The sequence below is a fragment of the Xanthomarina gelatinilytica genome (assembly GCF_000348685.1).
GTDB classification, from domain to species: Bacteria; Bacteroidota; Bacteroidia; order Flavobacteriales; family Flavobacteriaceae; genus Xanthomarina; species Xanthomarina gelatinilytica.
Genome location: NZ_ANLA01000004.1, coordinates 235,087 through 260,908, shown reverse-complemented (window position 1 = coordinate 260,908; position 25,822 = coordinate 235,087). Strand labels below are relative to the sequence as shown.

At 34.4% G+C, this 25,822-nt stretch carries 21 protein-coding genes and 1 tRNA gene; 12 read left to right on the top strand and 10 right to left on the bottom strand.

The features are described 5' to 3' along the window. Nucleotides 1-20 precede the first annotated feature (20 nt). A complete protein-coding gene (locus D778_RS01780; protein WP_007647153.1) occupies nt 21-683 on the bottom strand; it encodes an NAD(P)H-binding protein in 663 nt (220 codons plus the stop codon). A 43-nt stretch (nt 684-726) separates the two neighbouring features. Here D778_RS01780 and dinB point away from each other — a divergent pair, with 43 nt between their 5' ends. Continuing rightward, a complete protein-coding gene (gene dinB, locus D778_RS01775; protein WP_007647152.1) occupies nt 727-1,830 on the top strand; it encodes a DNA polymerase IV in 1,104 nt (367 codons plus the stop codon). Here dinB and pyk read toward each other — a convergent pair. From pyk to D778_RS01750, 5 genes are all read right to left on the bottom strand, one after another. Then, on the bottom strand, nt 1,827-3,281 hold the full coding sequence (gene pyk, locus D778_RS01770) for a pyruvate kinase (RefSeq protein WP_007647150.1): 1,455 nt from the start codon (nt 3,279-3,281) through the stop codon (nt 1,827-1,829). The two genes, dinB and pyk, sit on opposite strands and share 4 nt — an antisense overlap. A gap of 29 nt (nt 3,282-3,310) precedes the next feature. Then, the gene (locus tag D778_RS01765; protein WP_007647148.1) at nt 3,311-3,796 is read right to left on the bottom strand and encodes an IPExxxVDY family protein; all 486 of its coding nucleotides are present in this window, start codon (nt 3,794-3,796) and stop codon (nt 3,311-3,313) included. 91 nt (nt 3,797-3,887) lie between these two features. Further along, nucleotides 3,888-4,628, bottom strand: a complete 741-nt coding sequence (gene rnc / locus D778_RS01760) for a ribonuclease III (protein ID WP_007647143.1) — start codon at nt 4,626-4,628, stop codon at nt 3,888-3,890. 8 nt (nt 4,629-4,636) lie between these two features. Further along, on the bottom strand, nt 4,637-5,887 hold the full coding sequence (gene fabF / locus D778_RS01755) for a beta-ketoacyl-ACP synthase II (protein ID WP_007647142.1): 1,251 nt from the start codon (nt 5,885-5,887) through the stop codon (nt 4,637-4,639). A gap of 13 nt (nt 5,888-5,900) precedes the next feature. Next, the gene (locus tag D778_RS01750) at nt 5,901-6,134 is read right to left on the bottom strand and encodes an acyl carrier protein (protein ID WP_007647141.1); all 234 of its coding nucleotides are present in this window, start codon (nt 6,132-6,134) and stop codon (nt 5,901-5,903) included. Nucleotides 6,135-6,416: 282 nt separating this feature from the next. On the opposite strand from D778_RS01750, the gene purN reads away from it, so the two are divergent. After that, a complete protein-coding gene (purN, locus tag D778_RS01745; RefSeq protein WP_007647140.1) occupies nt 6,417-6,980 on the top strand; it encodes a phosphoribosylglycinamide formyltransferase in 564 nt (187 codons plus the stop codon). A gap of 97 nt (nt 6,981-7,077) precedes the next feature. Next, on the top strand, nt 7,078-7,719 hold the full coding sequence (locus D778_RS01740; protein ID WP_007647139.1) for a ribonuclease H1 domain-containing protein: 642 nt from the start codon (nt 7,078-7,080) through the stop codon (nt 7,717-7,719). A 66-nt stretch (nt 7,720-7,785) separates the two neighbouring features. Here D778_RS01740 and D778_RS14075 read toward each other — a convergent pair whose 3' ends face one another. Beyond that, nucleotides 7,786-8,538: a T9SS type A sorting domain-containing protein gene (locus D778_RS14075; protein ID WP_007647138.1), complete on the bottom strand. Its 753-nt coding sequence runs from the start codon at nt 8,536-8,538 to the stop codon at nt 7,786-7,788. A 688-nt stretch (nt 8,539-9,226) separates the two neighbouring features. On the opposite strand from D778_RS14075, the gene D778_RS01730 reads away from it, so the two are divergent. Together D778_RS01730 and D778_RS01725 are read left to right on the top strand one after the other, a co-directional pair. Beyond that, entirely contained in the window at nt 9,227-10,153 is a 927-nt protein-coding gene (locus tag D778_RS01730; RefSeq protein ID WP_007647137.1) for a PfkB family carbohydrate kinase, read from the top strand. Between the two features lie 119 nt (nt 10,154-10,272). Continuing rightward, nucleotides 10,273-12,171, top strand: coding sequence for an amidophosphoribosyltransferase (locus D778_RS01725; protein ID WP_007647136.1), 1,899 nt, complete (start codon nt 10,273-10,275; stop codon nt 12,169-12,171). A gap of 516 nt (nt 12,172-12,687) precedes the next feature. Here D778_RS01725 and D778_RS01720 read toward each other — a convergent pair. Next, a complete protein-coding gene (locus D778_RS01720; protein ID WP_007647135.1) occupies nt 12,688-13,296 on the bottom strand; it encodes a superoxide dismutase in 609 nt (202 codons plus the stop codon). Nucleotides 13,297-13,422: 126 nt separating this feature from the next. Here D778_RS01720 and D778_RS01715 point away from each other — a divergent pair, with 126 nt between their 5' ends. The 5 genes from D778_RS01715 (at nt 13,423) to D778_RS01695 (ending at nt 22,936) form a co-directional block, all read left to right on the top strand. After that, on the top strand, nt 13,423-16,572 hold the full coding sequence (locus D778_RS01715; RefSeq protein WP_007647134.1) for a UvrD-helicase domain-containing protein: 3,150 nt from the start codon (nt 13,423-13,425) through the stop codon (nt 16,570-16,572). Nucleotides 16,573-16,595: 23 nt separating this feature from the next. Continuing rightward, nucleotides 16,596-17,789, top strand: a complete 1,194-nt coding sequence (kbl, locus tag D778_RS01710) for a glycine C-acetyltransferase (RefSeq protein WP_007647133.1) — start codon at nt 16,596-16,598, stop codon at nt 17,787-17,789. A gap of 125 nt (nt 17,790-17,914) precedes the next feature. Beyond that, nucleotides 17,915-19,273 carry an OmpA family protein gene (locus D778_RS01705; protein ID WP_040491217.1) on the top strand — a complete coding sequence of 453 codons (1,359 nt, stop codon included), beginning with the start codon at nt 17,915-17,917 and terminating at the stop codon, nt 19,271-19,273. 67 nt (nt 19,274-19,340) lie between these two features. Continuing rightward, a complete protein-coding gene (locus D778_RS01700) occupies nt 19,341-22,100 on the top strand; it encodes a PD-(D/E)XK nuclease family protein (protein WP_007647129.1) in 2,760 nt (919 codons plus the stop codon). Next, complete coding sequence (locus D778_RS01695; protein WP_007647127.1) at nt 22,097-22,936, top strand: alpha/beta hydrolase family protein; 840 nt, start codon at nt 22,097-22,099, stop codon at nt 22,934-22,936. Before D778_RS01700 ends, D778_RS01695 begins: the two co-directional genes overlap by 4 nt. Before the next feature lie 38 nt (nt 22,937-22,974). Here D778_RS01695 and D778_RS01690 read toward each other — a convergent pair. Both D778_RS01690 and D778_RS01685 read right to left on the bottom strand, forming a co-directional pair. Next, nucleotides 22,975-23,048: transfer RNA gene (locus D778_RS01690), tRNA-Ala, on the bottom strand. Nucleotides 23,049-23,117: 69 nt separating this feature from the next. Continuing rightward, nucleotides 23,118-23,915 (bottom strand): universal stress protein, encoded by a 798-nt coding sequence (locus D778_RS01685; protein ID WP_007647123.1) that lies wholly within the window; start codon nt 23,913-23,915, stop codon nt 23,118-23,120. A 56-nt stretch (nt 23,916-23,971) separates the two neighbouring features. Between D778_RS01685 and D778_RS01680 the strand changes: the two genes are divergently transcribed. Next, entirely contained in the window at nt 23,972-24,472 is a 501-nt protein-coding gene (locus D778_RS01680; protein WP_007647122.1) for a GNAT family N-acetyltransferase, read from the top strand. Next, complete coding sequence (locus tag D778_RS01675; protein ID WP_007647121.1) at nt 24,469-25,803, top strand: MATE family efflux transporter; 1,335 nt, start codon at nt 24,469-24,471, stop codon at nt 25,801-25,803. Before D778_RS01680 ends, D778_RS01675 begins: the two co-directional genes overlap by 4 nt. Nucleotides 25,804-25,822: the final 19 nt, after the last annotated feature.

Here is a 25,822-nt window from a genome sequence, read left to right as displayed (position 1 = left end):
TTTCCCATACATATGGGAATCTATTTATTGTTTGCTATTTTTTTAATTTCATCTGAAACAATCTGTCCTGATGGGTGAGTACCATTAGCCAAAACAATCATTCCTTTTGCTATGGTTATTGGATGAATGGATTTGTATTTTGAAAGCGAACCAAACAAAAACGGGTTTACAAGTTTCATTAATAATTTCGCTAAATATTCCCCCAATCTTTTTTCATTTCTTTTTCCAGCAATCAAAGAAGGTTGCATCACATAAGTATTTGGGATTTTTTCCATGAATACAGCTTCTTCCATCCGTCCTTTGGTTCTATTGTAAAAAACTTTACTGTGTTTGTCTGCACCCAAGGCCGATATAACCAAAAATGTGTTTATATTGTTCTCCTTGCACAGTTTTGCTGCCATAACAGGGATTCCATAATCTATTTGAAGATACTGTTCTTGATTAGGTGTTTTGGCTTTTGTGGTGCCAATACAGCAAAAAACCTCGTCTGCAAAAAACTTACTTTTTTGGGAAGACAGATCCAACAAATCAACCAAATGTTCTTCAATCTTTTCGTGTTTTATATTGCAGGAAGATCTTGAGAACAGCTTGATTTTGGCATATCTGTTATCCATTAAAAGCTGTTCCAACAACAAACCTCCAGTTAAACCTGTTGCACCAAGTATGATTGCTGTTTTACCCATTTAGAGATATCATTTTTTGATAAAGATATTATAAATTTACATGATGCAAGACAATTTACCAATTCGAAAAATTATTCATGTGGATATGGATGCTTTTTACGCTTCTGTAGAACAAATGGACAACCCTGAGTTAAAAGGGAAACCCATTGCTGTTGGTGGAGGAGGCGCAAGAGGAGTGGTAAGTGCTGCCAGCTACGAAGCCAGGAAGTTTGGTGTTAGAAGTGCCTTAAGTGGTGCTCAAGCCAGAAGAAACTGTCCGGAACTAATTTTTGTGAAGCCTCGTTTTGATAGGTATCATGAAATATCGAAACAAATTAGAGCTATTTTTTACGATTATACCGATTTGGTTGAACCCCTATCTCTAGACGAAGCGTATTTAGACGTTACCCAAAATAAAAAAGGCAATCCAAGTGCCAGTTTAATTGCCAAGGAAATAAGGGAACGAATTTTTAAGGAAGTTGGTTTAACTGCATCTGCTGGAATTTCCATTAATAAATTTGTGGCTAAAGTAGCTAGCGATTATAATAAGCCTAACGGACAAAAAACGGTCAATCCAGAAGAAGTGCTTGCATTTCTTGAAGCTTTGGATATCAGAAAATTTTATGGAGTTGGTAAAGTAACTACTGAAAAAATGTATCAATTGGGCATATTTACAGGCAAGGATTTAAAACAAAAATCCCTGGAGTATTTAGACACAAACTTTGGTAAGTCTGGTAGGTTTTATTATTACATAGTAAGGGGTATCCATACTTCTGAAGTAAGACCCAAAAGAACCAGAAAATCCTTAGCTGCAGAGCGTACTTTTAATGAAAACCTATCCAGTGAAATTTTTATGCTTGAAAAACTGGAGCATATTGCCCAAGAGGTTTCCAGACGTTTGACTAAAAGTAAGGTGTCTGGAAAAACCATAACTTTAAAAATTAAATACAGTGATTTTACATTACAAACCAGAAGCAAGACTTTACCTTATTTTATAAGTGATAAAAGCATTATTTTAGAAACTGCCAAAGATTTACTGTTTCAAGAGAAATTGCAAAACTCTGTTAGGCTTTTGGGAATCTCATTATCCAATCTCAATACTGAAAAAACAAAAAAGAAATTAGAAGAAAAAAAGGCAGTAAGTGTACAGTTACAGTTTGAGTTTTAATTTTTTTTATCAAAATCACAACTTGTAATTTCTGTAACACGTAAGGTGTTTACCATCCCTTTTGCTTGAATTGGCATGGCAGCCAAACTCACTAACATATCACCTGCTTCCAGATACCCTTTTTTACAGGCAATGGCATTGACATCCTCAATGGTTTCGTCTGTGCTCACAAATTTATCATAATAAAAAGCCTCTACGCCCCAAAGCAAGCTAAGTTGTGTTAATATACGTTTGTTGGAACTAAAGACCAAAATATGCGCACTTGGTCTCCAAGCCGATATTTGAAAAGCTGTATAACCACTATTTGTAAGTGTTGAGATGGCTTTGGCATCAATTTCGTTGGCCATGTTTGCTGCGTGATAACAAATAGACTTTGTTATGTACCTTTTTGTACGTATATGAGGTGGTACTTGAGGGACTTTAATTAATGAAGAATCTTCAACGCTTTTGATAATATTGGACATTTGCTTGATAACCTGAACTGGGTAACTGCCAACAGAGGTTTCACCAGAAAGCATCACAGCATCTGCACCATCCATAACAGAGTTGGCAACATCGTTAACTTCTGCTCGTGTAGGCGTTAAACTGGAAATCATGGTTTCCATCATTTGGGTAGCAATAATTACCGGAATCCTGGCTTGTTTGGCCCTTAAAACCAGTTTCTTTTGAATTAAAGGCACTTCTTCAGCAGGAATTTCCACACCCAAATCGCCACGAGCCACCATTAAACCATCGCAATAAGCTACAATTTTATCAATGTTTTCTACAGCCTCAGGCTTTTCAATTTTAGCAATTATGGGGATTTTATGATCACTATGTTTACTGATCAACTCTTCCAATTGCATGAGGTCTTCAGCATGGCGCACAAATGAAAGCGCGATCCAATCTACTTTTTGTTCTATAGCAAAAAGGGCATCTTCAATATCCTTTTCTGTAAGTGCTGGTTGCGAAATATTTGTGTTTGGCAGGTTTACGCCTTTTTTTGAGCGCAAAGGACCTCCTTGAACAACACGCGCTTTGACTTCACTTTTCCTGTCGGAAGAAACCACTTCAAATATTAGTTTTCCATCATCCAACAGGATTCTTTCTCCTGGTTGAGCATCTTGAGGAAACTTATCATAGGTCATGTACACACGTTCTTTGGTGCCTTCAAAACGTTTTCCGGTAGCAAAAACAATTTCGTCCCCTTCGTTCATAAAAACCTCACCTTTCATATTTCCCACACGTAATTTAGGGCCTTGCAAATCGGCAAGAATGGCAGCATTGTAACCAAACGCATCGTTTAAATCACGTATCATTTCAATACGTTCTTTAACGTCGTTGTAATTGGCATGCGAAAAGTTTATTCTAAACACGTTAACACCTTCATCTAACATACCTTTTAATATTTCTTTGGTGCTAGTTGCTGGGCCCAAAGTGGCTACAATTTTTGTTTTCTTTCTTTTTAACATATGTATTTTCCGTGAAACGGTATTCTTTTTTAATTGAATATTAAATTGTTTTTTGATTTAAGAGGCTCCAGGTTAATTTGATACGCAGTAACTACTTGGGCAATCTCTTGTATGTTGTTAATGATTTTTAAGCTTTTATTTGTTGGAAATTGATCGTCGTTGATTTTCAATAAATAATTAACTTTTTTTAATTCTGGCAGTAAATAATAAGTTTCAATTATTTTTTCGGAATCTACAAATAAACCCTTATCAATAGGTGTATTGGCAGATTCTATTTTGCACATATTTGAAACTAAATTCCATGTAACAAGCTGTTTATTGTCCTCCCATTCATAAATGGAGTAAAAGGCTCGATTGCTAAAATCCAAATCTTTTTTTTTCCTTTTAAGTTGGATGTTTAATTTAGAGTTCAGTAAATAGGCCAATCTGTAATCTTCCAAGGATGTATGGATTCCTATAAGCGTAAAACCCTCATCGTCATAAAAATCGCCCAAACTTAGTTTTTTTATTGCCATAACAAATTTCTTATGTAAATATAAGACATATCCTTTTCAATAAAGTTAAGTTAATTTAATCTTAACACTATTAAAGTAAAGAAAAAAGCACTTAAAATTCTCGGGATATTTGTTTTTGGAACACAAAAAAGGCGCGCTTGGATGCTTTTTCCTCAGCTTTCTTTTTGGACGTTGCCCTGGCTTTGGCGACCACTTTATCGTCTATAGAGAGCTTAACCGAAAAGTGTCTAATATCGTCGTTACCTGTATCTTCATACACGTGGTAATCGAACGTTTTCTTTTCTTTTTGGCACCATTCAATAAGCAAACTTTTGTAACTAATGACTTTACCTTCCAGTTTTTCAATATCCACATAAGGTATAATGACTTTTTTGTAGATAAATTTTTCGCAATATTTATAGCCTTTATCAAGGAATATAGCTCCTACCAAAGCTTCAAACAAATTGCCGTGAATGTTATCGCCAAATTGTCCTTTGGGAATTTTACTTTCAACTAAACTGATTAAGTTCAGGTCTCTTCCCAGTTCGTTCAAATGTTCGCGACTTACTATTTTGGAGCGCATTTTTGTTAAATAGCCTTCGTCTCCACTAGGTACTTCAACATAAAGGTGCGAAGCAATAACTGCTCCCAACATGGCGTCTCCTAAAAATTCCAAACGCTCATAATTTATGGTGTTGCCCTGGCTGTCCTTAATATTCATAGAACGGTGTGTAAATGCCGTTTTATAAAATTTTAAGGATTTTGGTTTAAAACCTAGGGTTTTGTGGATAAACACAAAAAAATTCCCGTCATTTTTAGAACGGGAATTTAATATGTTTCGAATGTTTTTCATTCGTTGGTTTAATCTAATTTTTTGAATAATACGCAGGCATTGTGTCCTCCAAAACCAAAGGTATTACTCATGGCTACTTTAACGTCGCGTTTTTGTGCTTTGTTTAATGTTAAATTTAATTCAGGATCAATATTTTCATCAATTACTTCATGATTGATTGTAGGAGGAACAACGCCATGTTCTATGGCCAAGATGGCAGCAATCGACTCGATGGCTCCAGCAGCTCCCAACAAATGTCCCGTCATGGATTTTGTTGAATTGATATTGATATGTTTTGCATGTTCACCAAACACTTCAGAGATGGCTTTTAATTCTGCAACGTCTCCAAGAGGTGTTGAGGTGCCATGAGTGTTGATATGATCAACGTCTTCAGGTTTAATGCCAGCATTATCCAAACAATTTTTCATTACAGCAATAACACCTATACCTTCTGGGTGTGGCGCAGTCATATGGTAAGCATCGGAAGATAATCCACCTCCTATCACTTCAGCATATATTTTTGCACCTCTGGCCTTGGCATGCTCATAGTCTTCAAGAATGATCGCTCCAGCACCTTCTCCCAATACAAAACCATCTCTGGTAGCATCAAAAGGTCTAGAGGCTGTTTCTGGGCTTTCGTTTCTTGTTGATAAGGCGTGCATGGCGTTAAAACCACCCATTCCAGCTATGGTTACAGCTGCTTCACTTCCACCAGTAACCACCACGTCACAATGTCCTAAACGTATATAGTTTAAAGCATCAATCATAGCATTTGCCGATGAAGCACAAGCTGATACAGTTGTATAGTTTGGACCCATAAATCCATGTTTAATGGAAATGTTTCCAGGGGCTATATCTGCAATCATTTTAGGGATAAAGAACGGGTTGAATCTAGGTGTTCCGTCTCCAGCTGCAAAGTTCAATACTTCGTCTTGAAAGGTTTCCAAACCACCAATTCCTGCTCCCCAAATAACACCAACCCTTAATTTATTGATGGCGTCCAGATCTAATTTGGAGTCTGCAATGGCTTCATCTGAAGCCACCATGGCATACTGCGTAAATCGATCCATTTTGCGCGCTTCTTTTCTATCAAGAAAATCGGTTGCGTTAAAGTTTTTTAATTCACAAGCGAATTTGGTCTTGAACTTTTCAGTGTCAAAATACGTTATAGGTGCAGCACCACTTTTTCCACTTTTAAGCGCTTCCCAATATTCGTCTTTGGTATTGCCAATAGGTGTTAGTGCTCCTAAACCAGTAATTACAACTCGCCTTAATTCCATAAGTTTTTGTGAATTATTTTGCTGCTTCTATATAAGAGATAGCTTGACCAACTGTTGCAATGTTTTCAGCTTGATCGTCTGGAATTTGGATATCAAATTCTTTTTCGAATTCCATGATTAATTCTACAGTGTCTAATGAATCTGCTCCTAAATCGTTTGTGAAGCTAGCTTCAGTTACAACTTCGTTTTCATCAACACCTAATTTGTCTACGATAATCGCTTTTACTCTTGATGCAATGTCTGACATAATCTTTTAATTTTAAGTTTTAATTAGTTGGCAAAAATAAAAAACTTTATTTTTAAAACACACCTTTAGCATAAAAATGTGCATGTAATTTACTAAATAACCTTGAAGTATTTTAATTTTACTCGCTAATTGTTAATATTTATTCTTTTTTGTTGAAATAATCAAATCATTTAATCTGTAAATAAAACAAGTATCATCGATATTAACAAACATTCCCTTAAATTTGAACCCTATGTCACCCATCTACGTAGCTTTATATAGTAGATTAATTTATTTTAATAGATGAAACGTATTGTAATTTTTGCTTCCGGAAGTGGAACAAATGCTGAAAACCTAATAACTTATTTTAAAAACAGAACACATGCGTCTGTTATTCAAGTATTAACCAACAATCCTCATGCCAAAGTTTTAGATCGGGCAAGAAACCTACAGGTTAGCGCTTTGTCTTTTAACAGAATAGCCTTTTCGCAAACAGATGATGTTTTAAACATTTTAAAAGCCAATGATCCAGATTTAATAGTGTTGGCTGGGTTTTTATGGAAATTTCCAGAATTTATTTTAAATGAGTTTCCCAACAAAGTAATTAACATTCATCCAGCACTTTTGCCCAAATATGGTGGAAAGGGTATGTATGGAAACCATGTCCATGAAGCTATAGTCAACAATAAAGAAACAGAAACAGGAATTACCATACATTATGTAAATGAACATTATGATGAGGGAGCCATTATTTTTCAAGCTAAATGCAAAGTTTTGCCTACTGATACTGCACAACATGTAGCTGCCAATATTCATAAATTGGAAATGGAACATTTTCCGAAGGTTGTTGAAAAGTTATTAAAGTAGCTAAAATGTTGCGCTGAGCGAAGTCAAAAGCGCCTTATCAATAAATTAATACCGAAACTTGCATTTAAAGGATGTCCACTTAGCCTGCAATGATACAATGAGTAAGAAGAAAAAAAAATATTACACAGTTTGGAAAGGCCACAAAACAGGTGTTTTTGAGTCTTGGCACGATTGCAAAGCACAAATAAAAGACTTTGAAGGAGCCCAATACAAATCTTTTGAAACTTTTGATGCTGCCAAAAAAGCTTTAAATGGCAACTATAAAGACTATATAGGTAAAAACAAGAAGTTCAGTTCCAGTCTTACTGAAGATCAACTTAAAAAAATAGGTCAACCCAACTACCATTCCATTTCTGTGGATGCTGCCTCTAGCGGAAACCCTGGAAAAATGGAGTATCGAGGTGTGGATACCAAAACCAAAAAACAGCTTTTTATTCAAGGACCATTTGAAGAAGGCACCAATAACATTGGCGAATTTCTCGCCATTGTTCACGGATTGGCTTTTTTAAAACAACATAACAGTGACCGTATTATTTATACAGACTCCAAAACAGCCATGAGTTGGGTAAAAAAGAAATCATGCAACACCAAATTGGAGCGAAACCAAAAAAACAAAACACTTTTTGAGCTGGTAGATAGAGCTGTAAACTGGCTTAAAGAAAACAATTACACCACAACTATTGTTAAATGGGAAACGAAAGCTTGGGGCGAAATCCCAGCTGATTTTGGCAGGAAATAAAAAACGCCATAACTTTTAAAAGTTTTAGCGTTTTTAATGCCTGTGTTAGCAAAAGCTTTTAGTTGTTTAATCTTTTATAAATTTTACGGTGTTCCCGTTTTCTGATTTTAAAAAGTATAGACCATTGGCTAAGTTTTTAATATCAATAGCCTCATTATCAAAAATTTCACCATGAGTTATTTCTAAACCTAATGCATTATAAATACTATATGTTGCTTTATTTTTTAAGCCTGAAACTTTAATATATTCGGAAGCAGGGTTTGGTAATACTTTTATACTATTGGAAACAGTAAACGCATCAAGACCTAATGTGTCATCTGAAATTGAAACTGAAAATTTGGCATCTGTTAAAGATAAACTAGCTCCATCCCTGAAAGTATTACCTCCAGAATATCCATTAGTAAAATCGGCAACAATACTCATACCTGTATCTATGGTAAATTCAAAAGTATATTGGCTGCCTTGAGTTATATTTACGTTGCCAGTAACATTTATTCTAATAGGGTCGTTTGCTTGACTAATGGTTATTTGAGGATACGCTTGCGTATATATAGGTGTTCCACTAACCGTATTACCATTATATACTTTAAGCGTACCAGCTGATATTGTACCAGTTGTACCGGCAAGGAATTGAACGTACTCTAAAGCTCCACTACACTCTGCAGTAAAGCCTTGACCTATAGACCAATTTGCAGTACTTTCCCAAGGGAATGCAAATTGAGGGTTATTACTTATAACACACTGTGCTGTTAAATTTTGTAATAAAAACGTGAAAGCTAGAATTAAGGTTGTTTTTATAGATAAGTAATTTTTATTCATTTTTTTTTTGAATTAAGTTTAGTAATTGTTTTTTGTTGCTAACAAGGGCATAGCGTTTTTATAAGTCTTACTAAAACGTATACACAATTGATATGTTATATGACATTGAAAAATCCTAAAAACCAAAAGTTGGGTCTGGATAAACTTTCCACTTTAAAGAAACATCTATTTCAGTCGTGGTTAACGTTTCAGAAATAGCATATTGATTAATATAATACTAGAATAAGGCTTTGCTTTTAATCATTTTAAGTGTTATAACTGCTTGCCAAGACTGAGAGGGATCCTGCTAGTAGATCTCGAAATGGTGTCGTTTGAGACGGTTGCATTGTTTTGTCCAAGTACTGTTGTGACTAGGCTAAAACATCGAAGATTAGAAAAGTACTTTAAAGTCATAAAATTTGGGGTTAAAATTAAATTCGGTCGCAAAAAATAAAAACTTTTCATAAAAATTTTATGCCAAAAAATCCAAAAAAATAGAACTTTATTCTGAAAAAACAGCATAAAACTAAAAATCAAATACATAATGTCTTTTCCTGAAATAGCTATACCCTAAAACAAGTGTATGGAAACATCAAAATAAGAAGAAAACGATTAGACATCAAATACCAACCAGATACACACAGATAAAATTAATTCGGAATTTAGCAACTAAATACCTTATATTTGCGTCAAATTTTCAAACCTCAATATGAGCAAATTAGTAATAGTAGGAACCGTAGCTTTTGATGCGATTGAAACCCCTTTTGGAAAAACTGACAAAATTCTTGGAGGAGCAGCAACCTTTATAGGGTTGGCAGCTTCGCAATTTAACGTGGATGCATCTGTGGTTTCCATAGTTGGAGGCGATTTCCCTCAAGAATATTTAGACCTTTTGGCAAATAAAAACATCGATATTTCTGGTGTGGAAATTGTAAAAGAGGGAAAAACTTTCTTTTGGAGTGGGAAATATCACAACGATATGAATTCTCGCGATACCTTGGCTACAGAACTGAATGTGCTTGCAGATTTCAATCCTGTGGTTCCAACAAATTACAGGGATTCTGATATTGTAATGTTAGGAAACTTACATCCCAACGTCCAATTGAGTGTTTTGGAACAAATGAACACCAAACCAAAACTGGTTATTTTGGACACGATGAATTTCTGGATGGATTGTGCTTTGACAGAGTTGCTGAACGTAATAAGTAAAGTAGATGTAATAACCATAAACGATGAAGAAGCGCGTCAATTAACAGGAGAATATTCATTGGTTGTCGCAGCTAGAAAAATACATGGAATGGGTCCAAAGTACGTGGTGATTAAAAAGGGGGAACATGGTGCTTTGTTGTTCCATAAAGACAATGTGTTTTTTGCTCCGGCCCTACCTTTAGAAGAAGTGTTTGATCCTACAGGAGCAGGAGATACTTTTGCTGGAGGTTTTGCAGGTTATTTGGCAAAAACAGAAGACGTTTCTTTTGAAAACATGAAAAACGCTGTTATTTACGGCTCAACCTTGGCATCCTTTTGTGTTGAAAAATTTGGTACTGAGCGCATGACAGATTTAAAAAGCAAGGAGGTGCATCAACGTTTGCAAGAATTTAAAAATTTAACACAATTCGATATCGAATTAACATAAACAAGCGCGCTCACAATTGAGCGCGTTTTTTGATTATATTTTTCATTACGGTAAACCTGTCTTGCGGTAAACAGGAACATGAATATTAAAAACAAACAACAACTACAACATAAATTACAATGAGCGATGCTTTAAAACATGAATGTGGAATTGCCCATATTAGGCTTTTAAAACCTTTAGAATTTTATCATAAAAAGTATGGAACAGCTTTTTACGGTGTGAACAAAATGTATCTCATGATGGAGAAACAGCACAATCGTGGTCAAGATGGTGCAGGTTTTGCCAGCATTAAATTAGATACCAAACCTGGAGAAAGATACATAAGTCGTGTACGCTCCATAGCGCAACAACCCATTCAAGATATTTTTGCTCAAATTAACGAACGCATCAATAAAGAAATGCTTGAGCATCCAGAATATAAAGATGATGTTGCTAAGCAAAAAAAGCACTTGCCATATATAGGCGAAGTGCTTTTGGGTCATGTAAGATATGGCACCTTTGGAAAGAACAGTGTGGAAAACGTACATCCGTTTTTAAGACAAAACAACTGGATGCACAGAAATCTTATTGTAGCTGGAAATTTCAACATGACCAATGTAAATGAGTTATTTGATGGATTGGTTAGAATAGGACAGCATCCCAAAGAAATGGCAGATACCATAACCATTATGGAAAAAATAGGACATTTTTTAGACGATGCCGTTGCAAAAAAATACAAACAACTTAAAAAGGAAGGTTATAGTAAAATAGAATGTTCACCTTTAATTGCCGAGCGATTGAATGTGGCAAAAATTTTAAAGCGTGCTTCTAAAAACTGGGATGGTGGTTATGCCATGGCTGGACTTTTAGGTCATGGAGATTCCTTTGTGTTAAGGGATCCAGCAGGAATAAGGCCAACTTATTACTATAAAGACGACGAAGTTGTGGTTGTAGCTTCAGAACGTCCCGTAATCCAAACGGTTTTCAATGTGGCTTTTGAAGATGTAAAGGAGCTGGAGCCAGGTCATGCTATCATTACCAAAAAATCTGGTGATGTGTCCATTAAAAAAATCATTGAACCTTTAGAGAGAAAAGCATGTTCTTTTGAACGTATATATTTTTCAAGGGGAAGTGACGCTGAAATATATCAAGAACGTAAAAAATTGGGAAAACTATTAATGCCAAAAGTTCTTGAAGCCATTGATAACGACACTAAAAACACGGTGTTCTCTTATATTCCAAATACAGCAGAAACCTCTTTCTTTGGAATGATAGAAACGGTTGAAGAGCATTTAAACAAAAAGAAAACACAAGCAATATTGAATGGCAATGGAGGTTTGTCTGCAGAAAAAGTAACAGATATTTTAAGCGAAAGACCTCGAATTGAAAAAATAGCCATTAAAGACGTTAAATTAAGAACCTTCATCACGGAAGACAGTAGTCGTGACGATTTGGTGGCTCACGTTTACGATGTTACCTATGGTGTTATTAAACCAACAGATAACCTGGTTATTATAGACGACAGTATTGTAAGGGGAACCACGCTTAAAAAGAGTATCATAAAAATGATGGATAGATTGTATCCTAAAAAAATCATAGTGGTTTCTTCTGCACCTCAAATTCGTTATCCTGATTGTTATGGTATAGACATGGCAAGACTTGAAGATTTAATTGCTTTTAGGGCCATGTTGGAGTTGCTGGAAGAAAACAACAAATACCATTTGGTACAAGAGGTTTATGAAAAATGTAAAGCACAGGTACATTTAGAAGACAAGGACGTTAGAAATTTTGTAAAAGATTTATATTCTGAGTTTTCAGATGAGGCCATATCCAATAAAATTGCAGAATTGATCTCAGACGATACTGTAAAAGCAGAAGTTGTTACCATTTTTCAACCTGTGGAAAATTTGCACAAAGCTTGTCCTAAAAATTTAGGGGATTGGTATTTTACAGGAAACTATCCAACCGTAGGAGGTAATCGTGTGGTTAATAGGGCTTTTATTAATTTCTATGAAGGGAATAAAGAACGTGCGTATTAATTTCAAGACTAGGGTTAAATCATTAATTTTAAACGGTTTGTCTATCAAAAACATACTTTTAACTGATAAATATGCATTTCGTCTAAAAATTTAAAAACATTAAATAAAATAAAACTACATTAGATGTACCATAACATAAGTAGGTTAAGTTCATGGTAGATTTGGGGCAAAAAAAGGTGAACTTTCGTTCGCCTTTTTTTATTTTCTTCTTTTCAGTTTTAAGGCAAAAAAAATATCTTCAACTTCATATTTAAGGGGATTTTACCCTTAAATAATTAATATATCCTCTTTTAGCCTAATTTATAAGCCGTTTATCTATTTATTTTTTTTAAGAGTAACGACCATTCTATATTTGGCCTACCATAACATAAGTAGGTTAAGTTTATGGTAGATTTGGGGCAAAAAAGGTGAACTCTCGTTCACCTTTTTTCATTTGATACCTACAAAGGCAGGTATCTTACAAACTGAAAGATAGAATTTTATTCTACCAAATGTCTCTTTTTAAGTCATCTAAACTTATTTTGCTTCTGCATAACGTCTTTCAACCTCGTTCCAGTTAATAACGTTAAAGAAAGCATTGATATAATCTGGTCTTCTATTTTGATAGTTTAAATAATAAGCATGTTCCCAAACATCCAATCCTAAAATTGGTGTGCCACCACAACCTACTCCAGGCATTAGGGGATTGTCTTGGTTTGGTGTAGAGCAAATCTCCACTTTTCCACCTTTATGAACGCATAACCAAGCCCAACCAGAACCAAACTGGGTTGCAGCAGCTTTGCTAAAAGCGTCTTTAAAGGCATCTACATTGCCATATTGGGCAATAATGGCATCTTTTAAATCTCCAGACAAATATCCTTTACCTTCAGGATTCATAACTTCCCAGAAAAGGGAATGGTTATAGAAACCTCCACCATTGTTTCTAACAGCTTTGTTGTTCATGTCCAGGTTAATAAGGATGTTTTCAATGGTTTTTCCTTCTAAGTCTGTGCCTTCTATGGCGTTGTTTAAATTGTTTGTATAACCTTGATGGTGTTTGGTATGGTGTATTTCCATTGTTCGTGCATCTATATGAGGCTCTAAAGCATCATAAGCATATTTCAATTTCGGTAATTCGAAAGCCATAATATTTAAATTTTTAATTGTTAATATTTAATTCTTTCAAATTTACGTATAAATAGCAGCAATTAAAAATAATAAATACCTATCAAATCATTGATAGTTTTTATCTTGTGTAAAATTTTCTACTTTATGGATAAAAAAAGCTCTTTTTTGGTTTATAATGCTTCGGCAGGAAGTGGAAAGACTTTTACTTTGGTAAAAGCATATTTAAAAATTATATTAAAATCCCCTTTTTACGATACGTTTAAAAACATTCTTGCCATCACCTTCACCAATAAGGCAGCCAGCGAAATGAAAGAGCGTATTATTGATACGTTAAGGGTTTTTTCTTCTGAAAACATTTTGGAGCATCCCAACGACATGTTTTTAATGATCTGTGAAGAGTTGAATATGTCTCCACAAGCCATTCACAACAAATCCAAACGTTTGTTAAATACCATTGTTTACAATTATGCTGCTTTTGATATTTCTACCATTGACGGCTTTACACACAGAATTATCAGAACCTTTGCGTATGATTTAAAATTACCTTTAAACTTTGAAGTCGAGCTGGATCAGGAAGCCCTGTTAAATGAAGCTGTGGACAGATTGATTTCCAAAGCCGGAACCGAAAAGGAACTTACCAACATATTAATAGATTTTGCAATAGAAAAAGCAGACGATGACAAAAGCTGGGATGTGTCCTACGATTTTAATAAAATTTCAAAACTCTTGGTTAGTGAGGAGGATTTGTTTTTTATAAATACACTAAAAAACAAATCTTTAGAAGATTTTAAAGCGCTAAAAAACCAATTGCGAAACGATATATTGGCTACCGAAACCTTACTTGTTGGCCAAGCACAAGGAATCTTAACTTATATAGAAGAGTGTGGCTTACAGTTTGATGATTTTTCAGGCAGTTATTTACCAAAGCACTTTCAAAAACTGGCAAGCAAAAATTTTACTATTGGTTTTGATTCCAAATGGCAAGAAGAGATTGAGACCAGAACCTTGTACCCAAAAAGGGTTTCTGCAGATGTGGCAGCAACAATAGAAAACATACAACCTCAAATTGCAACCGTTTTCAACGATACCAAAAAAGCTTTTTTTCATTATAAATTTTTAAAGGCTTTTTATAAAAATATCACACCTTTATCTGTTTTAAATGCCATAAACAAGGAATTAAATGCTTTAAAAAATGAACAAAACAAGGTGTTGATTTCAGAGTTTAATGAGCTGATAAGCAACGAGATAAAAAACCAACCTACACCATTTATCTATGAGCGTTTGGGAGAGCGATTTAAACACTATTTTATTGATGAGTTTCAAGATACTTCTGTGCTGCAATGGGAGAACCTAAAACCTTTAATGGACAACAGTTTATCTCAAGAAAACTTAAATAACGAAATAGGCTCTGTACTTTTGGTTGGAGACGCCAAACAAGCCATATACAGATGGCGAGGAGGGAAAGCTGAGCAATTTATAGACCTATTCAATAAAACAGAAAAGCCTTTTCAGATTATTCAAGATGTTGAAAATCTGCCACAAAACTTCAGAAGTTTTCAGGAAATTTTAAAATTTAACAATGGATTTTTTGAGTATTTGTCCAACACTAAGTTTGGCAATGAAAATTATAAAAAATTGTACCAAGCATCCTATCAGGAAGTAACCAAAACCCAAGAGGGATTTGTTGGTTTGGAGTTTTTAAACATTCAAAAAGAAGATGATGCCCAACAATTGTATGCCGAAAAAACCCTGGAATGTATAAATAGATGTTTGGATAATGGCTTTTCTTACAGTGAGATCTGTATTTTGGTTAGAAAGAAAAAAGAAGGTGTTGCAATTGCCGATTATTTAAACGAACATCAGGTTCCTCTTATTTCTTCGGAAACCTTGTTGTTGAAATATTCTGAAGAAGTTAGCTTCATTGTAGATTTTTTAAAACTGATGGAACAGCCAAAAAACAACGATATTAAAATCCGGGTCTTGTATTATTTGGCAGAACGGTTTAAGGTTGAAGATAAACATGCATTTTTTGAGTCTTTTATTGAACTGGATTTAGCAGATTTAATCAACAAACTGGAAGAGTTTCAGATAAAATTAAACCATAATGGGTTGATGCAGCTGTCTTTGTTTGAACTTGCTGAAACCTTGGTAAGATCATTTAACCTGGTGCAAACGTCAAATGCGTATGTGCAATATTTCTTGGATTTTGTATTTGAATATTCTCAAAAGAAATTATCGGACCTATCCGGTTTTATAGAACATTTCGAAAAGAAAAAAGATACGTTAAGCATCGTGTCGCCTTCAGGACAAGAAGCTGTGCAAATAATGACCATACATAAATCCAAAGGCTTGGAGTTTCCAGTGGTTATCTTCCCTTTTGCAGATTTGGATATTTATAAAGAAATTGAAGCTAAAGAATGGTTTCCTATTGATCAAGCAAGCTTTTGTGGATTTCCATACACGTTGCTGAATTTTAATAAAGATTTTGAAAATTTTGGCGATACGGGAAAGGAAATTTATCAAACCCATCGTTCAGAGTTGGAACTTGACAATATTAACCTGCTTTACGTGGCTTTAACTAGAGCTAAGGAACAGTTGCACGTTATTTCAAAAAAAGACATCGGTAGCAAAGGCGAAGCTAACCAGAACACATATTCCGGATTTTTTATTGATTATTTGCTCCATATCAAGCTTTGGGATGAAAATCAATGGATATATCAGTTTGGAAACCCAATAAAAACTTCAGAAAAAAAGAAAGAAATCAACCAGACTTTAAAACAAACGGCGTTTATATCAACTCCCAAACATGAGCATCAAATAAGAATCGTTACCAATTCAGGGTATCTGTGGGACACATCCCAAAAAGAAGCCATAGAGAAAGGGAATTTGTTGCACCATATCATGTCTAAAATTAAAACGAAAGCAGATGTTGATTTTGTAATGCATGACTTTATAAATGCCAACGTTATAACAGCCGATCAAGCCTTAGTTTTAAAAGAACTTGTTTTAAATATTGTTGCACATGAAATTTTGGAGCCTTATTTTTTAACAGAAGACACAGTTTACAATGAACGCGATATCATTGGCAAGTCTGGAATCAAGTATCGTCCAGACAGATTGATAATCAACAAACAAAACCAAGTAACCATATTGGATTATAAAACTGGCGCACCAGACAAGAAACACATTTTACAGCTGGAAGCATACAAAAATGTATTGATGGAAATGAATTTTACAGTGTCTAAAAAAATACTTGTTTACATTAATGATGGGATAGAAGTAAAAGAATTTTAAATTTGTAAAAAAACAACCAAGACATGTACGGAAAAATCAAAGAACATTTAGAAAACGAAATACAGGAAATTAAGGACAGTGGATTATTTAAAACCGAACGCATTATAACCTCTGCCCAAGGAGCGGAAATAACCTTGAACACAGGCGAAACAGTTTTAAACTTTTGTGCCAATAATTATTTGGGTCTATCGTCTCATCCAGAGGTGGTTCAAGCAGCAAAAGATGTTATGGATACACATGGTTTTGGGATGTCGTCGGTTCGTTTTATTTGTGGAACACAAGATATTCACAAAGAATTGGAACATAAAATTGCCGATTTTTATGACACAGAAGACACCATTTTATATGCAGCAGCTTTTGATGCCAATGGAGGTGTTTTTGAACCCTTGTTTGGCGCTGAAGACGCCATTATTTCAGACTCTTTAAATCATGCCTCCATTATAGATGGTGTAAGATTATGCAAAGCAGCCAGATATCGTTATAAAAACAACGATATGGCCGATTTGGAAACTCAGTTAATGGAAGCCATTAAAAATGGTGCGCGATTTAAAATTATTGTTACAGATGGCGTTTTCTCCATGGACGGACTATTGGCTCCATTGGACAAAATATGCGATTTAGCAGAAAAATATGATGCTTTGGTAATGGTAGACGAATGCCATGCTGCAGGTTTTATAGGAAAAACAGGAATAGGTACCATTGAAGAAAAAAATGTGTTGGGAAGAGTAGACATTATTACCGGAACCCTTGGAAAAGCACTGGGAGGAGCCATGGGAGGTTACACTACAGGCAAAAAGGAGATTATTGAAATACTACGTCAAAGATCAAGACCTTACCTGTTCTCAAACTCCTTGGCACCTGCAATAGTAGGAGCTTCCATCAAGGTGTTCGATATGTTAAAAAACAACACTTCCTTAAGAGATAAACTAGAAGAAAACACCAAGTACTTTAAAGCAGGTATGAAAAAAGCCGGTTTCGATATCATAGATGGGGATTCGGCCATTGTACCAGTGATGTTGTACGATGCCAAACTAGCACAAACCATGGCAAATTTATTGTTAAAAGAAGGTGTTTACGTTATTGGATTCTTTTTCCCAGTTGTTCCAAAGGAAAAAGCAAGAATAAGGGTTCAATTATCTGCAGCCCATGAAAGGGAGCATCTGGATAAGGCTATCAATGCCTTTATAAAAATTGGAAAAGTTTTAGAAATAATTTAAAAAATTTATACAAACAAGCAGATTTTAGGTAAATTATTCAATATTTTTCTATATTTGTCTTTGTTAATAACATTTAACAACTTACTTTTGCTTACAATTAACACTTAAAAATTAAATTTTTGAATATGAAAAATCTTAGCAGATTATTGTTCGCAATGTTGCTTATGTTAAGTTTTAGCAACATTAATGCACAAGATGAAAACAATCCATGGGCTATCAGTCTAGGAGTAAACGCCGTTGATTTCTATCCAACAGGAGAAGATGCTCCACTTGGTGATTATTTCGATGAGTATTTTAATGCTCGTGATCACTGGAATATCTTACCTTCATTATCAAGTCTTACAGTTTCAAAGTATTTTAGCAATGGTTTCTCTTTTGGAGTTACTGGGTCTATCAACAAAATTGAAAGTTGGGGCGATGCTGATGTAAGTGATATGTCTTATTACGGAGTAGATGGAACTGTTAAATATAGTTTCGCAAAATTAATTAATTCTAAAGTAGTTGAGCCTTACCTAGGAGTAGGTGGTGGTTACACTTGGGTAGACGAAATTGGAGCAGGAACCCTTAATGGTGCACTTGGTCTTAACTTATGGTTTACTGAAAATATTGGATTTACTTTACAAAGTACATACAAACATGCGTTCGAAGATTATTTAGCTACACACTTTCAACACTATGCAGGTTTAACATTTAAATTTGGAGGAAAAGACACAGATGGAGATGGTATCTACGACAAAGATGATGCTTGTCCAGAAGTAGCTGGTTTAGCTGAATTTAACGGTTGTCCTGATACTGATGGAGATGGTATTGAAGATAGCAAAGACGAATGTCCAAATGAAGCTGGTTTAGCTGAATTCAATGGATGTCCTGATACTGATGGCGACGGAATTCCTGATAACAAAGATAACTGCCCTACAGTTGCTGGTCCTAAAGAATTAAACGGTTGTCCTGATGCTGATGGTGATGGAATTGCTGATAAAGATGATAAATGTCCAAACGAAGCTGGTCCTGCTGCAAACAATGGATGTCCTTGGCCAGATAGAGATGGAGATGGTGTTGCTGATAAAGATGATTTATGTCCAGACAAAGTTGGAACAGTTGCTAACCAAGGTTGTCCAGAGGTAACTGAGGCAGTACAGAAATCATTAAATGCCTATGCTAAAACTATCTTATTCGACACTGGTAAATCTTCAATTAAAGAGCAATCAGCTGAAGTGTTACAAAACATTATTGGAATCTTAAAAGAGTATCCAAATGCTAAGTTCAATATTGAAGGTCATACAGACAGCGTAGGTAGCGAAGCATTAAACATGAAGTTATCTAAAGAAAGAGCTAGTTCTGTAATGAATTACTTAATTTCTAATGGTGTTGCTTCTAATAGACTTACTCACGAAGGTTATGGAGAATCTAGACCAATTGATTCTAACAAAACTAGAGCTGGTAGAGCAAACAACAGAAGAGTTGAAATTAACTTAGTAAAATAAGCTGATTATAACATAAAATAGTTTTAAAAACGCTCCGATTTTTCGGAGCGTTTTTTATTTTTATACTATGACAACATTTATTCATGAAGTACTCCAAACACTTAAAGCAAATAAAGAAATCATTGCTAATCTTACCTTTGTTTTACCAAGTAAAAGAGCGGGCGTTTTCCTGAAAAACAATATACCACATGTGTACCAACAAACGGTTTTTTCTCCAGAAATACTAAGCATAGAAGAGTTTACAAGCAATTTATCTCAGTTAAAACCCATCTCTAATGTGGAATTGCTTTTTGAGTTTTATACCGTTTATAAAGAACTCACTAAACCATCGGAACAGGATTCGTTTGAGTCTTTTTCAAAATGGGCCCAAGTAATTATTCAGGACTTTAACGAAATAGATCGTTATTTGATACCTCAAGAAGACATACTTAATTACTTGAGTGCCATACAGGATATCAATCACTGGTCCCAACAAGAAAATAAATCAGATTTCATAAAAAAGTATCTTGCCTTTTGGAACAAGTTATTGGAGTACTACAATCATTTTACAGAGACCCTTATCCATAAAGGGATTGGATATCAAGGATTGATTTATAGGGAAGCTGTTAACAATATTGAAAGCTATATTCAAACCAATACAGATAAAAAACTTGTTTTTTTAGGCTTTAATGCTTTAAATAAAGCTGAAGAAACCATTATTCAAGAACTGCTTCAAAACGAATTGGCTGAAATATATTGGGATATTGAAACAAGCTATTTAAACAATCCCTTACACGATGCTGGTTTGTTTGTGAAACAATATAAGCAAAACTGGTCCTATTTTAAAGCAAATCCCTTTAATTGGGTTTCCAATAATTATACTCAGGAAAAAGAGATTTCCGTTTATGGCGTACCAAAAAATGTGGGTCAAGCCAAACAAATTGGTTCTATTTTAAACACCCTGATTTCTAATCGGGGAAATTTAGACAAAACGGCCATTGTATTGGGAGATGAAGGGTTACTGCTTCCTGTTTTGAATTCCTTGCCTTCAACGGTCAATGCCCTAAACATAACCATGGGTCTGCCCTTAAGTTCTGTTCCATTGGCTACTTTGTTCGAAAGATTGTTCTATTTGCACAAGGACTCCAATTCTAATTACTATTACAAAGATATCATTGCCATTTTATCCCATCAAAATATCAGTCCCTTATTTGAAATAAACCCTAAAACCAAGATTACAGAAATAGTCAATACCATTCAACAAAACAACTTGGTTTACTTAAACACAGCGCAATTAAAAGAACTCTCAGAACCTTTTACCGAAATTATAGAGGTTTTATTTGGAACCTGGGATAACGAAGCCAATAAAGCCTTAAAACAAACCAAAAAACTCATATTCCTAATTAAAAACAATCTCGATAATAAAAAATATGACAATCTACTACATCTGGAATATTTATATAGGTTCAATGAGTTGTTTAATGAACTAAGCAGACTGCATGCCACTTATCCACATTTAAAAAACGTGCAAACCCTTTTTGAGGTATATAAAAATTTATTAAGTAGTGAAACACTAGATTTTAAAGGAGAACCCTTACAGGGCTTACAGGTTATGGGTATGTTGGAATCTCGGGTTTTAGATTTTGAAACGGTTATCATTTCTTCTGTTAACGAAGGTGTTTTACCTTCTGGGAAAAGCAACAACTCCTTTATTCCTTTTGATGTGAAATTGCAATACAATTTACCAACTTATAAAGAAAAGGATGCTGTTTATTCCTATCATTTTTACAGATTGATACAACGCGCAAAACAAGTACACATACTATATAATACCGAAGCAGATGTTTTAAATGGTGGAGAAAAGAGCAGGCTTATAACACAATTGGAATTGGAGGGCATCCATACCATTACACATAAATTGGTGCTTCCAGATGTTAGTTTGTCAAAACCTACATTACATCATATTTACAAAACGCCAAACGTACTGGAACGCTTAAAGGATATTGCCAACAAAGGGTTTTCACCTTCATCTTTAACCAATTATATAAGAAATCCAATAGATTTTTACAATCAAAAAGTTTTGAAAATTGGAGAATATGATGAGGTTGAAGAAACCATTGCAGCAAATACTCTAGGCAATGTGATACATAATACCTTAGAAGATTTTTATAAGCCTCTGGAAGGAAAACAACTTACTGTTGACCATGTAAAACACATGAAAACCTTGGTGGACACAACAGTTACCAATCATTTTAAAGCGTTTTATAAACAAGGAGACATCACCAAAGGTAAAAACCTGATTGTATATGAAATTGCCAAACGTTATATAAATAATTTTTTAAACCTAGAGATTGAAGAATTGCAAAATGGCAATAAAATAAATATTGTTGCCATAGAAAGTGAAAACAAGGTTTTAATAGACCTTAAGGAATTGGATTTTCCTGTATACTTAACAGGTAAAGTAGATAGGGTAGACCAATATAATGGCATTACCAGAATTATTGACTATAAAACAGGAAAAGTCCTTCAAAATCAGGTTGAGGTAATTGATTGGGAAGATTTAACAACCGACTATGCAAAATACAGTAAATCCTTTCAAGTGTTATGTTATGCATATGCCATGTTTAAAGACCGTAAAGTCAATCTGCCTCTGGAAGCAGGTGTTATTTCGTTTAAAAACTTAAGTTCAGGATTTTTAAAATTTGCAAAAAAAGAAAGTACTTACGACAGGAATAAAAACACGCTTATTTATAACGACACTCTCCAATTTTTTGAAACGGAATTAAAAAAGCTCATTCTTGAAATTTGTAATCTTGAAATGGATTTTGTTGAAAAGGAAATAGAATGATTACCAAAAATCTCATATTAAATCGGAAAAAGCAAAAACCAATCCTTTGGGATGCTTTTTTTAACCCATCTAAAACACTAAAACCCTTGGTTGTATTTTGTCATGGCTATAAAGGGTTTAAAGATTGGGGAAGTTGGGATGTAGTGGCAGAAGCTTTCAAAAACAAAAATTACTTTTTTGTAAAATTTAATTTTTCACATAATGGAGGAACTATAGAAAACCCAATGGATTTCCCGGATTTAGAAGCATTCTCAGAAAACAATTACTCCAAGGAACTCCAAGATTTGAAAGATGTATTAAATTACTTGCTATCTAATGAAAACCCATTTAAAACGGAAATCAATACCAACTATGTGACATTAATTGGACATTCCCGAGGTGGCGGAATTGCAACCATTTTTGCTTCAGAAGATACAAGGATCACAAAATTAATAACTTGGGCAAGTGTTTGCGATTTTGCCAAGAGAACTGCTACTATTGGCGATTTAGAGACATGGAAAAAAGAAGGTGTAAAATATGTGTTAAACGGAAGAACCAAGCAGCAAATGCCTCATAAATATCAGTTTTATAAAGATTTCAAGGCCAATGAAACCCGTTTAAACATTGAATTGGCCACTAAAAGGTTAAAAATCCCACATCTTATTGTACATGGAGATTCAGACACATCCATTCCTTTCAATGAAGCTAACATGTTGCATGCCTGGAATCCCAAAAGTAAATTGATTTCCATAGAAAACGGTAATCATGTCTTTGGCTCTAAACATCCTTGGGAGAACGAAAATCTACCTAAAGAATTAAACTTAGTTGTTGAAAAAAGTATCGATTTTATAAAATAAAAAAAGTCTTTATGTTTTAAATAAAGACTTTTTATCTGTGGAGAATATCGGATTCGAACCGATGACCTCTACGCTGCCAGCGTAGCGCTCTAGCCAACTGAGCTAATCCCCCAAATTATTTTTTCGCCACCTTCTTCCAACAGCAGACAAAGATACATTACTTTGGTTAAATTAAACAAATTTATTTCAATCCACTTAAAACCAAAACTGGTAATGTTGTACTTTGAAAATCTTTTTTCAAAATGGTGTTCTTTTCCCAGAGTTTGGTGAAAAACCCACGTTTGCGTCTAACAACACACAACAAGTCTGGATCGTTATCTTTGTAATGCTCTAAAACACCCTGAAAAGTGGTGGCATTTTCTGTATAAGTGGTGTTAGTAATAATGGCCGATAATTTCTCATCAATATCAAAATCACCTTCATTGTGATAAGGTGTCTTGACCAATAATAAATTAACAATAGACTTAAATTGATTTTTAATATCCATTAAAGGATTTAAAGCGTTTTCTTTTTTTATAATGGCAGATTTCAAGGCCATTAAAATATAGATAATAGGTTTGTATGTATAACCTTCAGGAACTATTAAGGCAGGAATATTGGTTTGCTTAATGATTTTTCCAGAGGTTTTACCCAAATAGACTTCTTCTCTTACAGAATTTGTTCTAGGTTCTATCAATATTAAATCAATATCCAAGGATTTACATACCAATTCTATAGTGTCTACCAGTTTTCCTTTAAATGTCTTAATATGCACATCCACTCCTTTGGTATCTACCTTGGCAACATGAGATTTTAAAAACTCCAAACTCTCACGTTCTAGAATATGATCCACTTTAATCATGGTTCCTGCCTTAGTATATATATTGTAAATTTGAACAACGTGTAATTTTGCACCAAAAGCCTTGGCAAAATCTACAGCATATTGTAAATGGCTTACAGCATTTTTAGACGAACCAACAGGAACTAATATATTCTTCATAATCAAGAATTAAAAACTAAATTTACACAAAACTTATGCAAAAGTAAACATTAAAAATGATTCGGAAAGCTACTTATAAAGATATTGATGACATTTTAAAAATAACGAAGGCATGTGCTGCTTTTATGGTAGGTCAAGGCATTTTTCAATGGAATGCGCACTATCCAGATTTTTCTACTTTTAAAAACGACGTTTCAAGAAACGAATTGTATGTTATTGAAAACCCGTCTAAAATTATAGGTTGTGTGGTTGTTTCAACTTATATGGATAAAGAATACCTTCCTGTAACTTGGCTAACACCCAATAAGAATAACATATACATTCACAGGTTGGCAGTTCACCCAGAGCATCAAGGTAAAGGGTATGCAAAGAAACTTATGGATTTTGCCGAAACTTTAGCCAGACAAAACCAGGCAAATTCCATAAGATTGGATACCTTTTCTCAAAACAAACGAAATCAAAAATTTTACGAACTTCGCAATTACAAACAGTTGGAAGATATTTATTTCCCAAATCAAAGTGAACATCCTTTTCACTGTTACGAACTTATACTGTGAGCACTAACATTAGCTTTAAGCACATAAACAAACTAGCCATTCCAGCTTTGATAGCTGGAGTGTCTGAACCTATTTTATCGTTAACCGATACAGCTATTGTTGGAAATGTGGATATCAATGCCACAGAATCTTTAGCAGCAGTTGGAATTGTTGGAGCGTTCATATCCATGCTTATTTGGGTTTTTGGACAAACCAGAAGTGCTATTTCATCCATAGTGTCACAATACGTTGGTGCAAATAATCTGGATAAGGTTAAAAACTTACCAGCTCAGGCTATTTTTATTATCACGTCCATTAGTATATTAATCATATTGGTAAGCTATCCATTTGCGGAGCAAATTTTCAAACTTTATAATGCTTCAAATCTTATTTTGGATTATAGTGTTGCGTATTATCAAATTAGAGTGTTTGGTTTTCCATTTACCTTGTTTACCATTGCAGTATTTGGGACTTTTAGAGGGTTGCAAAACACCTATTATCCTATGATAATTGCTATAGTTGGGGCAGCATCAAACATAGTGCTGGATGTGGTTTTGGTATATGGAATCAAAGGGTATGTTCCTGCCATGCACATACAAGGAGCAGCTTATGCAAGCTTTGTTGCACAAGTGCTAATGGCAGCTTTGTCTGCCTATTACTTACTTAAAAAAACGCCCATTTCTTTAAAACTGATGTTGCCATTTAATAAGGAAATAAAACGTTTTACGGTTATGATACTTAATTTGTTTGTAAGAACGTTAGCCTTAAACGTCACGCTTTATTTTGCCAGTGCATTTTCAACCAGTTATGGCAAACAATATATTGCTGCTTATACCATTGCCATAAATTTATGGTTTCTTGGTGCTTTTATTATTGATGGCTATGCCAGTGCTGGAAATATTTTGTCCGGAAAACTTTTAGGAGGAAAAGAGTATGGTAAATTAATAACATTAAGCAACAAGTTGATTAGGTATGGGGTTTATTTAGGTGTGTTTTTGGCTCTCTTGGGAAGCTTGTTTTATTATTTTATAGGAACCGTTTTTACTAAAGAACCAGAAGTTTTAAAAGAATTTTACAACATATTTTGGATGGTACTTGCCATGCAGCCCTTTTGTGCCATTGCTTTTATTTTTGATGGGATGTTTAAAGGGCTTGGTAAAATGAAAGACTTACGAAATCTCTTGTTGTTTTCAACCTTTTTTGTATTTGTTCCTATTTTGTTTTGGTTGGATTCTTTAGATTTAAAACTCTATGCCATTTTTATAGCATTTACTTGCTGGATCATGGCTAGAGGTTTTCCATTGATAATTAAATTTAGAAAAGAGTTTTTACCACTTTCACAAAAGCATTAACTTTAGCAAAAAAATTAAA